This window comes from Mesorhizobium sp. M6A.T.Ce.TU.016.01.1.1, assembly GCF_003997065.1.
GTDB classification, from domain to species: Bacteria; Pseudomonadota; Alphaproteobacteria; order Rhizobiales; family Rhizobiaceae; genus Mesorhizobium; species Mesorhizobium mediterraneum.
Window position 1 is genome coordinate 79,382 of record NZ_RZTJ01000010.1, and the last position, 14,727, is coordinate 94,108.

The window sequence follows — 14,727 nt, forward strand, 5'->3', positions numbered from 1 at the left end:
GTGAATGTGCTGTGGCAGAAGCGGGCCAAGTCGCCCCGGAGATGCTCTTTTTGAAACCTTTTCGCGACAAACGCCGCGACAGCCGCTCGCATCAGCCCGCAAAGGGCGGGGCGGAACAGCCGCGCGGAACCGGCACAAAACCGGACGACCGGTCTGTTCCGAAGCCCACGCCGCGCGTCCTTTCGCGCCGCGACGGCGCCCTGCCGGTCGAACACCTGCCGCTGATCCTCGAAGTGGCGCCCAACGCCGATTATGCGCTGCTCGACAGCGGCGCCGGGCAAAAGCTCGAGCAGTACGGGCCCTATCGCATCGTCCGGCCCGAAGGCCAGGCGATCTGGCAAAAAGCGTTGCCGGCCAAGGACTGGGACCGCGTCGACGCCATTTTCACCGGCGACACCGACGAGGAAGGCATCGGCCGCTGGCGCTTCCCGAGGACGCCGCTCGGCGAGACCTGGCCGATGAAGCATGACGGCATCGATTATCTCGGCCGCTTCACCTCGTTTCGCCATGTCGGCGTGTTCCCCGAGCAGGCCTCGCACTGGGACCACATGGCCGGGCTGATCGCGGCGGCGAAGCGACCGGTCAAGGTGCTGAATCTGTTCGGCTATACCGGCCTTGCCTCACTGGTGGCGGCGCGTGCCGGCGCCGAGGTGACCCATGTCGATGCGTCCAAGAAGGCGATCGGCTGGGCCAGGGAGAACCAGGAGATGGCGGGCCTGTCGCAAAAGCCGATCCGCTGGATCGTCGACGATGCCATGAAATTCGCTGAGCGAGAGGAGCGCCGCGGCAGCCGCTACGACATCGTCCTGTTCGATCCGCCCGCCTATGGCCGTGGCCCCAAGGGCGAGGTCTGGCAGTTGTTCGAGGATCTGCCTGATCTGACCGACCTCTGCCGCTCGATCCTGACGCCGAAGCCGATTGCTGTGGTGCTGACCGCCTATTCGATCCGCGCTTCCTTCTTCGCCATCCATGCCTTGATGCGCGACACTTTCGCAGGCATGGGCGGCACGGTCGAATCCGGCGAGCTGATCATCCGCGAGAAATCCGCCGGCCGGGCGCTGTCGACCTCGCTGTTCTCGCGCTGGGTGGCCTGACAATGAGCGAGCGGCATGCAGGCGCGCCCGGACAGGTGAAAGAGGTCACCAGCCTCGCCAACCCGCTGGTCAAGGACATCAAGGCGCTGGCGCTGAAGAAATTCCGCGACCAGCAGAACGCCTTCATGGCCGAGGGGCTGAAGCTGGTCATCGACGCGCTCGACCTCGGCTGGTCGATCCGGACGCTGGTCTTCGCCAAGGCCGGACGCGGCAATGCGGCTGTCGAAAAGGTCGCGGCGCGCACGGTCGCCGCCGGCGGCACCGTGCTCGAAGTTTCGGAAAAAGTGCTCGTCGCCATCACCCGTCGCGACAACCCGCAAATGGTGGTCGGCGTCTTTTCGCAGAAGTTCCTGCCGCTGAAAGACATCCGCGCTCAAGACGGCGATGTCTGGGTGGCGCTCGATCGCGTGCGCGATCCCGGCAATCTCGGCACCGTCATCCGCACCGTCGATGCCGTCGGCGCCAAGGGCATCATCCTGGTCGGCGAGACCACCGATCCTTTTTCCGTCGAAACCGTGCGCGCCACCATGGGCTCGATCTTCGCGGTGCCGGTCGCCAAGGCGACGCCGGAAACCTTCCTCGCGTGGCGAAAAAGCTTTCCTGGCCTCGTTGCCGGCACGCATTTGAAGGGTGCCGTTGACTACCGTTCGGTCGATTTTTCCAAAGGCCCGGTGCTGCTGATGATGGGCAACGAACAGCACGGCCTGCCCGACAGCCTGGCCGAAAGCTGCGACAGGTTGCTGCGGATTCCACAGGCCGGCCGCGCCGATTCGCTCAATCTCGCGGTGGCCACCGGCGTCATGCTGTTCGAGATCCGGCGCGGCGCGCTGAAACTTGCCCCGGAGGACGCCAAACCGTGACATCCCAAATGGTGAAATCGCAAACAGCAAAATCATGGTTCCCCTACGTCCTGCTGGTCGCCGCCGCGATAGCACTCGACCAGTGGGTGAAATACCTGGTCGAGACCGGCCTCGCCTTTCAGGAAAAGGTCGATCTTGTGCCGTTCCTGGCATTGTATCGCACCTACAACACCGGCATTGCCTTCTCGATGTTTTCGTCCTTCGGTGACACCGGCCTGGTGGTCATCGCCGCTTTCGTCGTCGCATTCGTGCTCTATCTCGCCTCCCGCACTCCGCCCGGCCACGTGCTGACCCGCATCGGCTTTGCGCTGATCGTCGGCGGCGCGCTCGGCAATCTGTTCGACCGCGCTACCTACGGTCACGTGATCGACTACATCCTGTTCCACACCCCGGTGTGGTCCTTCGCCATCTTCAACCTCGCCGACGCTTTTATCGCGGTCGGCGCGGTGCTGGTCGTCTTCGACGAACTCATCGGTTGGCGGCACGAAGCCAAGCCCTCAAGCGATTGACCTGGCCTTCTGCGGCCATACAGTGCCCATTCGAAAAGCCCGAGGAGAAGACATGCCCGAAACCTTCAAAGCCATCCTCGTTTCGCGCGACGCCGAGAAGAAACAGTCGGTCGCGGTGACCGACCTCACCGAAGCCGACCTGATGGAAGGCGATGTCACCGTCGCCGTCGAGGCGACGACGGTGAACTATAAGGATGGCCTCGCCATATCAGGCAAGGCCCCGGTGATCCGCCGTTGGCCGCTGGTGCCGGGCATCGATTTCGCCGGCACCGTCATCTCGTCCTCCCATGCCGACTGGCGCAAGGGGGACAAGGTCATATTGAACGGCTGGGGCGTCGGCGAAACGCATTTTGGCGCCTATGCCGAGCGCGCCCGTGTCAAGGGCGACTGGCTGGTGCCGCTGCCTCAGGGCATGAGCCCGCATGATGCCATGGCGATCGGCACCGCCGGCTACACCGCCATGCTTTGCGTCATCGCTCTGGAACGGCACGGAATCGTGCCCGATCGCGGCCCGGTGGTGGTGACGGGCGCGGCCGGCGGCGTCGGCTCGGTCGCGGTCTCGATCCTGTCCAGCCTCGGCTATCACGTTATCGCCTCGACCGGCCGCAGCGCTGAAAGCCCCTATCTGATCGACCTGGGTGCTGCGGAAGTGATTTCGCGCGAAGAGCTTGCCCAGCCGGCAAAGCCGCTCGCCAAGGAACGCTGGGCCGGCGGCGTCGATGCGGTCGGCAGTCATACGCTGGCCAACGTCCTTTCGATGACCTCCTATGGCGGCGCCGTCGCCGCCTGCGGCCTGGCCGGCGGCATGGATCTGCCGGCGAGCGTCGCCCCGTTCATCCTGCGCGGCGTTTGTCTGCTCGGCATCGATTCGGTGATGGCGCCAAAAGCGGTCCGCATGGAGGCGTGGCGCCGCATCGGCACTGACCTCGACCTCCAGAAACTCGCCAGCCTGTCCACGACCATTGGCTTCGACGGCATCATCGACGCCGCGCACGACATCGTCGACGGCAAGATCCGTGGCCGCGTGGTGGTGGACATGTGAGTTCCGTCGTCTGCCGTTTTTGCAAGAAAGGAAGGCAAAAACCGCGCGACCGATAAAATTCGAACGATCGGCCGCAATTTTCCATAATCTCTGTCTGGCAAGGATTTCGCATGGTCACGGAATCCGGCATCAGAGAAACGGAGAGCGCCGAAAGGGTCGATGGGATCGGCCCGGAGGCGCCAAAGCGGCAGCATATTGCAGCGCCGCCACTGGCGCCCGAACTGCCCACTGCCAATCGTGAAGGCCTGCCGTTCCTGACGCTCGTCGCCATAGTCGTGCTGGCAGGCCTGTCGCATCTGACCGGAGCGCCGATCTTCATCACCGTCGGCCTTTTGGCGACTGGCATGGCCGGTCTTGCCGTGCATTTGCGTGCCAGGCGCACGGAGCGCCGCACCGTTGCCCTCCTTGGCGAGACCGCAGCTCGCAGCCGCGCCGAGGTCGAGACCCTGGCCGACCGCATGTGGGAGATGCAGGAGAGCGAGGAACGCTTTCGCGGGCTGATCGACGCGCTTGGCGATCTCGTCGTCCACCGCGACCGTGACGGCCACATCGTCTATGCCAACAAGGTTTTCGCCGATCTTGTCGGAAGCGACCAGCGCGACCTTGCCGGCAGGACTCTGGCCGAGCTCGGCATCGACGTCGGCATCGTTCCCGATGCCGCCTTTTCCGACCACGAATGCCTGAGTTCCACCGACGTCGCCATTAACATGCCGAGCGGCCCGCGCTGGTTCTCATGGATCGAACTGTCCGTGCGCGACAAGGAGAGCGGCGCCGTCTCGCATCGCGCCATCGCCCGCGACATTACCGCCCGCAAGCACGCAGAATCGTCGCTGATCACCGCCCGTGAGCGAGCCGAATATGCGAGCCAGGCCAAATCGCGCTTCCTCGCCACCGTCAGCCACGAGATCCGCACGCCGATGAACGGCATCATGGGCATGGCCAGGCTGCTGGCGGACACCAATCTCTCGCCTGAACAACGGACCTATGTCGGCGCCGTATCGACCTCGGCCAGCGCGCTGCTGGCGCTGATCGAGGATCTGCTCGACTATTCCAAGATCGAGGCTGGCCGCTTCGATCCCGAACCGCAGCCAATGTCCGTGCGCGAGATCGCCGACAACATCATCGAGCTCCTAGCGGCGCGCGCCTTCGCCAAGAATATCGGCGTTGGCTGCCATGTCGAGCCCGACGTGCCGCAAATGATATCAGCCGATCCGGGAAGAGTCAGGCAGGTGCTGCTCAACCTGATCGGCAATGCCATCAAGTTCACCGACAGCGGCGGCGTGCTGGTGACCGTCGCCCGTGCCCGCACCGAAACCACCGATCGCATACGCTTCAGCGTCACCGACACCGGTCCCGGCCTCGGCGAGGACGACCTGGAGCGCATTTTCGAGGAATTCGAACAGGTCGATGGCTCGTCAACCCGCGCGCATGGTGGCGCCGGTCTCGGTCTTGCCATCTCCAAGCGCCTGGTGACCGCCATGGGCGGCACGATTTCGGTGTCGAGCCGGCTTGGCCAAGGTTCCGAATTCGTTTTCGAAATCCCCGTAATATCGGCCATCGAAGCACCGCAGATGCGCCAGAATGCGCTGTCTGGCCGGCGCGCCGTGATCCTGTCGAAGAACGCCATCGAGGCCGACGCCATCGCTCGCACCATCCGCGCCAATGGCGGCATGGTCGATCTGGCCGCGACCGCCGCCCAGGCAGAACCCTTCGCCGAAGGCTGCGACGTGCTTCTGGTCGACGCGGCCATGGAGGACAGCGACGGCAGGTTGCTCAAGCGCCTTCGCCAGAGCGGCTTTGCCGATTGCGAGGCGATCACGCTGATCGCACCGACCGATCGCGGCATGTTGGGCGAGTTCCGCGCCAGCGGCTACTCCACCTTCCTGGCAAGGCCGGTGCGTGGCGAGACGTTGCTGCGCGTGCTTTTGACCAGCAGCGTACCCGCCCTCACCCAGCCACAGGCGGAAAAGCGCGGCGCGCCATCCGTCCGCGCCATCGCCGGCCGCCGGCAGGGCCTGTCCGTGCTGATCGCCGAGGACAACGACATCAACGCCATGCTTGCCCGGGCCACGCTGCTGAAGGCCGGGCACCGCGTGAAAGTGGTCGGCAACGGCAAGGCCGCCGTCGAGGCCGTCACTGGCACCGGCCACAAGCACCGCTTCGACGTGGTGCTGATGGACCTGCACATGCCTGTCATGGACGGGCTGGACGCCATCGCCGCAATCCGCCGCCACGAGGAGGAAACCGCCGTGCCGCCGGTTCCGATCATGGTGCTGTCGGCGGATAGTCAGGAAAAGACCCGCCACGCCGTGCTTGCCCATGGCGCCAGCGGCTTCGTCACCAAGCCGCTCGACCCCGACGCGCTTGTCCATGCGGTCGAAGGCCAGGTGGCGGCGTGATCCGCCGAGCTGTCGTACCAAGTTTCCCGGCGTAACATAGCCGGTTGAAGGATTACCCAGCCGACGAAGTATTGCCGGCAACGCCGTATCACGGTACTGTCACAATCCTGTTGCACCTACACCGTATCCCCGTGCCAAGAGGGATGGCTCGAAGGAGAATCACTCGTGCATACAGTTATGCCGGAATGTGACGCTCGGCCGAACGCCAGCGGTGCTTTGCTCACCGGGCGGAACGTCGATGCCGTCATAAAAGGCGAAGCGCTCGGCCGCATAGGCAACCTCGAAGTGCGGCTCGCCCGCAACGAGGCCGAGGTCGCTGCCGCGCAGGAAGTGCGCTACCGGGTTTTCTACGACGAGCTTGGCGCCAGGAAGAACCTGTTCCAGGCGCAGGACCGCCGCGATGCTGATCATTTCGATCCGCTTTGTGATCATTTGCTCGTCTTCGACACCTCGCTGTCGGGTCCCGAGCACCGCCGCATTGTCGGCACGTACCGCCTGCTGCGGCAGGAAATCGCGGCAGCGGCCGGCGGCTTCTATTCCGAGGGCGAATTCGAGCTGACCAATCTTATCGCCCGTCACCCCGGCCAGCGTTTCCTCGAGCTCGGTCGCTCCTGCGTCTTGCCGGAATACCGCTCGAAGCGCACCATCGAGGCGCTCTGGCAAGGCATTTGGGCCTATATCAACCATTACGGCATCGGCGTGATGACCGGTTGCGCCTCATTCCAAGGCACCGTGCCGGCGGCGCACGCCGAAGCGCTGACCTATCTCGCCCATCATTGCCGGACGAACTCGGCCTGGGACGTGCGCGCGGTCGCCGGCCGCTACTGTTCCATGGATTTAATGCCGATCGAGGCGGTCAACGCCAAGGCCGCGATCGCGGCTATGCCACCGCTGGTCAAGGGATATCTGCGCGTCGGAGCGCGCATCGGCGACGGCTGCGTCATCGACCGCGAATTCTCGACGGTCGACGTGTTCGTGGTGATGCCGGTCAAGGAGATCGGCGCCCGCTACGTCAGCTATTATGGCGGGGAAGCCCAGCGCTTCGCGGCCTGAGTAGGGCAGTAGGAGAATAAGGCAGTAGGGGAGTAGGGGGAGAGAAGGCAACGGCCGGAGTAGGCAATTGCTCTACTTTGCCGTGCGTAGCGTTATTCCCTACTCCCGTACTGCCCTATTCCCCTACTCCCCTAGTCTAATTTAAGCATCCTTCTCAGCCTGCTCATTCACCGGCCCTGGCTCGACCGGCGCTTCACCAGCCACATGCTTGGGGCCGCCCTTGGCAACGCCGACCATGGCCGGCCGCAGCACCCGCTCACCGATCGAATAGCCTGGCTGCACGACTTGGACCACCGTGTTGGCCGGCACCTCTGGATTGGGCACCTCGAACATCGCCTGGTGGAAATTCGGGTCGAATTTCTCGCCTTCCGGCTCGAGCTTCTTCACGCCGTGCCGCTCCAGCGCCGACAGCATGGCGCGCTCGGTGAGCTCGACGCCCTCGATCAGCGCCTTGAAGCCGGCATCGCCCGACGCCTTGGTCTCAGCTGGGATCGCGTCCAGCGCGCGGCGCAGATTGTCCGATACCGACAGCATGTCACGGGCGAAATTGGCAACGGCATAGGCACGCGCGTCGTGCACGTCGCGGGCGGTACGGCGGCGCAGATTCTCCATCTCGGCCGCGACGCGGAGCGCGCGGTCCTTCAACTCGTCGTTTTCCTTCAATAGCCGCACAAGCGCTTCGTAGTCGCCGTCGACGCTGCCTTCCGTGTGTTCGGTGGCAGCCCCGACCGTCTCGGCTTCATCGGGCGCGCGTTCGTCTTTTGCCTGGTCGCTCATCGCCGTTTCCCGTCATTTCGAATGATGTGGATTTTGTGCCCGATATCGAGGTTTGGCGGCCAAAAATCAAGGGGCAAGCGATACTGGAGAGGCCGCTCGCGCTTTGACGACGCATCATGAAGACCTTTCGATATTAATTCAAATTTTACTGTAACCGCTAGCTTTGCTTGCCAAGATGCTGCGATGGGGGAACCATTCGTCTGCTGGAAGAGTTTCGAAGCCGACACAGGATTTTGAGATGACGACCCGCAACAACGGCGACCGCAACAAGAATGGCGACCGCAATAATGATGAAAGACGTGAAAGGCTCGCGGCCGGCATCAGGCGCCAGTTCGGCACCGAGGCAACGATGGGCTTTCTGCGTGCGTTGCCGGCGTTTCGGATGGAGAACGATATTCCCGATCGTTTCAAGGAATTGCTCGACCGCCTGGACGGTATCGAGAGCAGCGTAGCCGCCGGTGGCCGCCGGCGGTAGACGAGCACATTCGCCTGTCGTCGCGTGCCGTCGGAACCAAGCATGCCCTTCCACATGCAGCCTCTTGCGCGTCGCGCGACAATTACGCGCAGTAACTTGGCGTGATCCCTGCCTTGCGGCGACGGTATGGTCCGTCTATGCTTCCTGATGAACATGATTTCCCCCGAAGCTGTGGCGAACAGCAAACGTGCCTGGTTGAAGATCCTGGCGCGCTACAAGACGCCTGACAGGCGGCGCAGCGCCGTCGAACTTGCCATCACACTTATCCCCTTTGCCACGCTGTGGGCCCTGTCCACGGCTGCCTATGCCCATGGTCATTGGTGGGGTCTGATCCTCATCCTACCGGCCGCCGGCTTTCTGGTGCGGATCTTCATGATCCAGCATGATTGCGGCCACGGCTCCTTCTTCGCCAACCGCACTGCCGACGACTGGATCGGCCGCGGGCTGGGCATCCTGACCTTGACCCCCTACGATTGCTGGCGACGCGCCCACGCAACCCATCACGCCAGCGCCGGCAATCTCGATGAGCGCGGCACGGGCGACATCAGGACGCTGACTGTTGCCGAATACCGGCAAATGTCCTGGCGGGGCCGCCTTGCCTATCGTCTCTATCGCCATCCGCTGGTCATGTTCGGCCTCGGCCCGATTTGGCTTTTCATCTTTGAGCAGCGACTGCCGGTCGGCATGATGCGAGGCGGCCTCACGCCCTGGGTTTCCTCAATGGCCACCAATGTGGCCATCGCGGTTGCCGCCGCTGCCCTCATTTGGTTCGTCGGCCTCGAAGCGTTCCTGGTTGTCCATTTGCCCATCGTCGTCCTCGCCGGTTCCGCCGGCATCTGGCTGTTCTACGTCCAGCACCAGTTCGAAGAGACCGAGTGGGCGAAGGATTCCGAATGGGAATTCCAGCATGCGGCGCTGCACGGCTCGTCCTACTATGACCTGCCGCCGGTGCTGAACTGGTTCACCGGCAATATCGGCGTCCATCACGTGCATCACCTCTCCGCCAAGGTGCCGTGCTACCGGCTCCAGGAGGTCCTGAGGGACTATCCGGAACTGCGCGAAATCGGCCGCGTCACGCTTCTCGACAGCCTGCGCTGCGTCAAGCTCGCACTGTGGGATGAGAGCCGCAGCAAGCTGGTGTCGTTTCGCGAAGCGCGGATGACTGCATAAAACGCGCAGCCGCACCTAGAGCAATTCCAGGAAAAGTGCGTAGCGGTTTTCCGTCCGGAATTGCGTAAAAATAAATACTTAGAGCGGTTCGGCGATTCTATCAAAAGCTGAACCGCTCTAAGTGCGGCGGTTTTCCAAGAGCCGACTCAAGCCGCTTTGCGTTCGTCGCGCGTCAGGATCTCGCCGTGGCCGGCGCAGGCGATCAGTCGGCGCGCACGCGCCGCCAGGAATATTTGGGGCCTTTGGCCTCCGGCTTCTCGGTCGGCTGATAGTGCAGAGGCAGGCCGCCAGTGCGGCCGGCCTCGAGCCTTTTCAAGAGCACCGGATGCGACACCTCGAACTCATCGAAGCCGAGGCGCAGCATATGCGGTAGCTGATCGACCAGAACCTGCCCGGTGGCGCGGACCGCGCCCTCGAAACGGTGGCGGCTGCGCAGCAATTCGCCCTTGGAGAAAGACCGGCCGTCACTGAAAGCCGGGAAGGCCAACGCCACCAGCGATGTCTGGTCGAGCAGGTCGGCGATCTTTTCGAGCTGGTCGCCGGGCTGAAGCAGCACGCCGATGCGTTCCTTCGCCGACCGGCGCACCACCGGGTCGAGGTCGAGAAACACCTGCAGCGGCAGGATGAAGCGGCCATTGCCGGACAGTGCGTCGGCACTTTCCGCATGGGTCCACTCGTCCTCGCGAAAACCCTTCGGGGTCCAGAGGCGGGTAACGGTCACCGGCGTCGGTTCAGTCATCAAAAAATCCTAAAGTCCAAAAAATCCTAGGGTGGACTGAGATTCAGGTCCGGGCCGGGGATGGAGGCTTCCGAGAACCGGAGCGGCGCGCACTCTGGATACGTCAGCACCGAAGCGCAGGAACCTGCCGTTCGCAGGCCGGCTGAATATCAATATACCCTAAAGCGACGCGTCGGTCAGTGACTTCTCCAGCCCCGACAGATGGATGCCGCACTCGGTCTTGGCATGCCCTGCCCAGCGGCCGCTGCGCGCGTCCTCACCCGGCTGCACCGGCTGCGTGCACGGGAAGCAGCCGATCGAGAGATAGCCATAGGCGACCAGCGGGTTTTCGCGCAGCGCATGGGCGCGCATGTAGTTGGCCTGGTCAGCGGTCGTCCAATGCGCCAGCGGATTGATGCGGATGCGCGAGCCGACCGCCTCGAACACCGGAAGCGCCGCCCGCGTCGTCGCCTGAAAACGCTTGCGGCCGGTGAACCAGGCGCGGAACGGCTCAACGCCGCGCGCCAGCGGTTCGACCTTACGGACATCGCAGCAGGCGTCGGTGTCGGTCTCGTTCAGATTGCCGGTCGGATCGATCCGTTCGAGCGCCGCTTCTTCGGGCGTGATCACCCTTATATCGGTCAGCCCGAAATCGGCAACGAGCGCGTCGCGATAGCCGAGCGTCTCCTCGAAGTGCTTGCCGGTGTCGAGGAAGATGATCGGCAGCGTCCGGTCGATCTTGGCGATCATGTGCAGCAGCACGGCTGAATCGGCGCCGAAGGAGGAAACCGCGGCGATTTCACCGTGAAAGAATTCCTGGGCCGACCGCTCGATGATCTCCAGCGGCTTCAGATGACCATAGAGCGCATCGAGCCCCGCCGCTTCGGCAGCGATGCCGGCCTCTACGTCGACGATACGATCAAGCGGCCTTGGCTTCGCCAGCATAGAGCGCCTCCTTGAACGGCGCGGGACCGACACGACGGTAGGCGTCGATGAATTTTTCGTTTCTGTCGAGCCGGAGGCCGAGATAGGTCTCGACGATCTGCTCGATGGCGTCGGTGATCTCTGCCGACGAGAAGCCTCGGCCGATGATCTCGCCGACCGAGGTATTCTCGTCGGCCGAGCCGCCGAGCGTGACCTGATAGAGTTCGGCGCCCTTCTTCTCGACGCCGAGGATGCCGATATGGCCGACATGGTGATGGCCGCAGGCGTTGATGCAGCCGGAAATCTTCAGCTTCAATTCACCGATCTCGCGCTGCCGCTCAAGCGAAGCGAAACGAAGCGAGATTTCCTGTGCCACCGGAATGGAACGCGCCGTGGCCAACGCGCAATAATCGAGGCCAGGGCAGGAGATGATGTCGGTGATCAGGTTTGAATTGGCCGTCGCCAGTCCGATGTCGACCAGAGCGTCATAGACCGCCTTGAGGTCGGCGCGCGCAACATGCGGCAGGATCAGATTCTGCTCGTGGCTGACGCGCAGCTCGTCGAAGGCGTACTTTTCGGCAAGGTCGGCGATCGCTTCCATCTGGCTGTCGGAGGCATCGCCCGGCGCTTCGCCGATGCCCTTGAGCGAGATGGTGACGGCGGCATAATCGGGATGGCGGTGGGTCACCACGTTCTGGTCGAGCCATTCCGAAAAGCTCTTGGAATCGAGGCGGGCAAGCTTGACCGCCTCGTCGCCTTCCGGCCGGTCCGTCAGCGCCGGCGGCGCGAAATAGGCATCGATGGCGCGAATGTCGGCTTCCGGCAGCTTCAGGTCCGCATCCTTCAGCTCCTGCCATTCGGCCTCGACCTGGCGGGTGATCTCCTCGACCCCGGTTTCGTGGACGAGGATCTTGATGCGCGCCTTGTATTTGTTATCGCGGCGGCCGTAGAGGTTGTAAACGCGCAGGATCGCTGTGCAGTAGGACAGAAGGTCGGCCTCGGGCAGGAAGTCGCGGATTTTCTTGGCGATCATCGGCGTGCGGCCCTGGCCACCGCCGACATAGACGGCGAAACCGAGTTCGCCGGCCGCGTTCTTCTTCAAATGCAGGCCGATGTCATGCGTCTGGATGGCGGCGCGGTCGCGCTCGGCGCCGGTCACCGCGATCTTGAATTTTCTCGGCAGGAACGAGAACTCCGGATGAACCGACGACCATTGGCGCAGGATTTCCGCATAGGGGCGCGGATCGGCGACTTCGTCGGCGGCGGCGCCGGCGAAATGGTCGGCGGTGACGTTGCGGATGCAATTGCCACTGGTCTGGATGGCGTGCATCTCGACGCTCGCCAGATCGGCCAGGATCGCCGGAATATCCGACAGCGCCGGCCAGTTGAACTGGATGTTCTGGCGCGTCGTGAAATGGCCGTAGCCCTTGTCGTATTTGCGGGCGATATGGCCGAGCATGCGCAGCTGCTTGCTGTTCAGCGTGCCGTAAGGCACCGCGATGCGCAGCATGTAGGCGTGCAATTGCAGGTAAACGCCATTCATCAACCTCAGCGGCCGGAACTGATCCTCGGTGATCTCACCGGCAAGCCGCCGCGCGACCTGGTCGCTGAACTCGGCGACGCGGGCCTGGACGAAATCGTGATCGAACTCATCGTAACGGTACATGTCTGGTCTTTCCGGGCGCGTCCGCCCGTTTCATCAATGTGGTCGTTTACGCCGCCCGAGCGGCTTCCGGGCGCGCCTGCTTGCCCAGGTCGTTGCGGTTGGTCGGGCCGGCGGCGCGGATCTTTTCACGCAGCCGGACCGGCTCGACCACGCCATTGGCGACGGTCACGTCGATCAGATTGACGTCGACCACTTCGTTGTTGGCATAGGCCGTGGCGCCGATCGCCTCCAGCCGGTCTTCAGCCCCCTTGTCATGGGCGACGTCGGCATGGTCGATGGTCTCGGCCCAGCCGCCATTGGCGTGCCAGACGGCTTCGCCATCGGCGAGGCGGTTTGCGGTCAGAACTTTCATCGTTCAGCTCCTTCGGCGGCCGTTTGGGCCGCGCCTTCATGCCTGTGTGCCGCGAGCGGCTCGGAACGTTCAAAGTTGGCGCCGGCGACCGCATCGCCAATGATCGTCATGACCGGGCCGGTAAGGTCGGCGCGGACCTCCAGCGACGGTAGGTCGGCGAGCGTGCCGTGGAAACGGCGGCGGTTGGCAAGGCTGGCATTCTCGACCACGGCGACCGCCGTGTCCGGCGACAGGCCCGCCTCGATCAGCCGGCCGGCAACCTCGGCCGCGACCGAGCGGCCCATATAGACGGCGACGGTGGCGCCGGAAATGGCGAGCTTTGCCCAGTCGGGCAACGAATTTCCCTTGAGGTCGTGGCCGGTGGTGAACACCATCGATGACGACACGCCGCGCAGCGTCAGCGGCAACTCGAAATCAGCGGCGGCGGCGAAGGCCGCGGTGACGCCCGGAACCACCTCATAGGCGACGCCGGCATCGCGCAGCGCTGCCATTTCCTCGCCCGCCCGCCCGAACACCAGCGGATCACCGGACTTCAGCCGCACGACGCGCTTGCCGTCGCGGCCGAGCTCGATCAGCAGCGCGTTGATCTCGGCCTGGCTCTTGGTGTGGCAGCCCTTGCGTTTGCCTACCGGCAGGCGCTCGGCGGCGCGGCGGCCCATGGCGACGATCGCCTCCGGCACCAGCGCATCATGGACGATGACATCGGCTTCCATCAGCAGGCGGTGAGCGCGCAGCGTCAGCAGGTCTTCGGCGCCCGGACCAGCCCCCACCAAGGCAACATGGCCCGATGCCGGCGCATTCGAAAGCAACAGATCGACGGCGGCATCATGCGCCTGCGAAAGCTGGCCGGCCGCCATGGCGCGGGCCGGCGAGCCGCCGAAAAAGTCGCTCCAGAAGCGGCGGCGGGCATTGCCTTTCGGCAGCAATCTCTCGGCGGTGCCGCGCAACGAGGCAGCAAGCGAAGCAAGCGGCCCGAGCGACGGCGACAGCATGCGGTCGATGCGGCTGCGCAGCATTTGGGCAAGCACCGGGCCGGCCCCTTCCGTGCCGATTGCAATGGCGACAGGCGCGCGGTTGACCAGCGCCGGAGTGAAGAAATCGCACAGCTCCGGCCGGTCGACGGCATTGACCGGAATGCCCAGCCGGCGCGCATCCTCGGCAACGCGACGGTCGAGCGCCTCATTGCCGCTGGCGGCAAACACCATCACCGCGCCTTCGAGATGCGCGGCATCATAGGCAGCAGCGATGTGTATGGCGGCGCCATTCGTGGCGATGAAGGCCAGCAACTCAGGCTCGGCGGCATCGCTGACGATGCGCAGCACCGCGCTCGACTGGCCGATCAGCCGCGCCTTGGCCAGAGCCTCCTCGCCGCCGCCGACGATGGCCACGGCTTCGCCCTCGACCCGCATGAAGACGGGAAAGGCGTTGAGCTTGGGTGTGGCCTGCGGCATGGCGAGTGGAATCCTGAATACGCTGTCAGTTCTACGCGCGGGAGCGAAAAAGCAGAAGGAAAGCACTCGCGCATCGCTTCGTGCGAAGCAATCGCTTTTCTGCAAGCACCAAAGGCAGGAGAAAAAAATTCCACACCCACGAATGGAGCGGATCCAAGCCGCTGTTGCGGGCCTTGATCTGCGGCCGTTCTAGCGGCAAGCGAGGTGTATCGCAAAACAATTTTTTCTAAATTCTAC

14 protein-coding genes are annotated in these 14,727 nt (G+C 63.9%); 8 read left to right on the plus strand and 6 right to left on the minus strand.

Features of this window, described 5'->3' with window-relative positions; translation table 11 throughout:
• Nucleotides 1-50: 50 nt before the first annotated feature.
• From EOC94_RS19260 to EOC94_RS19285, 6 genes are all read left to right on the plus strand, one after another.
• Nucleotides 51-1,094: a class I SAM-dependent rRNA methyltransferase gene (locus EOC94_RS19260; RefSeq protein WP_127292669.1), complete on the plus strand. Its 1,044-nt coding sequence runs from the start codon at nt 51-53 to the stop codon at nt 1,092-1,094.
• 2 nt (nt 1,095-1,096) lie between these two features.
• Nucleotides 1,097-1,954, plus strand: coding sequence for an RNA methyltransferase (locus EOC94_RS19265; protein ID WP_127292671.1), 858 nt, complete (start codon nt 1,097-1,099; stop codon nt 1,952-1,954).
• Nucleotides 1,955-1,962: 8 nt separating this feature from the next.
• Nucleotides 1,963-2,463: a signal peptidase II gene (gene lspA, locus EOC94_RS19270; RefSeq protein ID WP_127292876.1), complete on the plus strand. Its 501-nt coding sequence runs from the start codon at nt 1,963-1,965 to the stop codon at nt 2,461-2,463.
• A gap of 52 nt (nt 2,464-2,515) precedes the next feature.
• The gene (locus EOC94_RS19275; protein ID WP_127292674.1) at nt 2,516-3,505 is read left to right on the plus strand and encodes an MDR family oxidoreductase; all 990 of its coding nucleotides are present in this window, start codon (nt 2,516-2,518) and stop codon (nt 3,503-3,505) included.
• A gap of 110 nt (nt 3,506-3,615) precedes the next feature.
• Nucleotides 3,616-5,904: a PAS domain-containing hybrid sensor histidine kinase/response regulator gene (locus EOC94_RS19280; protein ID WP_127292677.1), complete on the plus strand. Its 2,289-nt coding sequence runs from the start codon at nt 3,616-3,618 to the stop codon at nt 5,902-5,904.
• A 177-nt stretch (nt 5,905-6,081) separates the two neighbouring features.
• Entirely contained in the window at nt 6,082-6,957 is an 876-nt protein-coding gene (locus EOC94_RS19285) for a GNAT family N-acetyltransferase (RefSeq protein ID WP_185928282.1), read from the plus strand.
• A gap of 141 nt (nt 6,958-7,098) precedes the next feature.
• Here EOC94_RS19285 and grpE read toward each other — a convergent pair whose 3' ends face one another.
• Nucleotides 7,099-7,734 carry a nucleotide exchange factor GrpE gene (grpE, locus tag EOC94_RS19290; protein ID WP_095488372.1) on the minus strand — a complete coding sequence of 212 codons (636 nt, stop codon included), beginning with the start codon at nt 7,732-7,734 and terminating at the stop codon, nt 7,099-7,101.
• A gap of 238 nt (nt 7,735-7,972) precedes the next feature.
• Between grpE and EOC94_RS19295 the strand changes: the two genes are divergently transcribed.
• Both EOC94_RS19295 and EOC94_RS19300 read left to right on the plus strand, forming a co-directional pair.
• On the plus strand, nt 7,973-8,209 hold the full coding sequence (locus EOC94_RS19295; protein ID WP_095488370.1) for a hypothetical protein: 237 nt from the start codon (nt 7,973-7,975) through the stop codon (nt 8,207-8,209).
• Nucleotides 8,210-8,356: 147 nt separating this feature from the next.
• Nucleotides 8,357-9,379, plus strand: coding sequence for a fatty acid desaturase (locus EOC94_RS19300; protein WP_095488368.1), 1,023 nt, complete (start codon nt 8,357-8,359; stop codon nt 9,377-9,379).
• Between the two features lie 202 nt (nt 9,380-9,581).
• Here the strand turns inward: EOC94_RS19300 and EOC94_RS19305 are convergent, their stop codons facing one another.
• The 5 genes from EOC94_RS19305 to cysG form a co-directional block, all read right to left on the minus strand.
• Nucleotides 9,582-10,118, minus strand: a complete 537-nt coding sequence (locus EOC94_RS19305) for a DUF934 domain-containing protein (protein WP_127292683.1) — start codon at nt 10,116-10,118, stop codon at nt 9,582-9,584.
• Between the two features lie 159 nt (nt 10,119-10,277).
• Entirely contained in the window at nt 10,278-11,042 is a 765-nt protein-coding gene (locus EOC94_RS19310) for a phosphoadenylyl-sulfate reductase (RefSeq protein WP_126104874.1), read from the minus strand.
• Nucleotides 11,017-12,687: a nitrite/sulfite reductase gene (locus EOC94_RS19315; RefSeq protein WP_127292686.1), complete on the minus strand. Its 1,671-nt coding sequence runs from the start codon at nt 12,685-12,687 to the stop codon at nt 11,017-11,019. The genes EOC94_RS19310 and EOC94_RS19315 overlap by 26 nt, the downstream gene beginning before the upstream one ends.
• 46 nt (nt 12,688-12,733) lie before the next feature.
• On the minus strand, nt 12,734-13,039 hold the full coding sequence (locus EOC94_RS19320; RefSeq protein ID WP_127292688.1) for a DUF2849 domain-containing protein: 306 nt from the start codon (nt 13,037-13,039) through the stop codon (nt 12,734-12,736).
• Entirely contained in the window at nt 13,036-14,490 is a 1,455-nt protein-coding gene (gene cysG, locus EOC94_RS19325) for a siroheme synthase CysG (protein ID WP_127292691.1), read from the minus strand. The genes EOC94_RS19320 and cysG overlap by 4 nt, the downstream gene beginning before the upstream one ends.
• Nucleotides 14,491-14,727 lie beyond the last annotated feature (237 nt).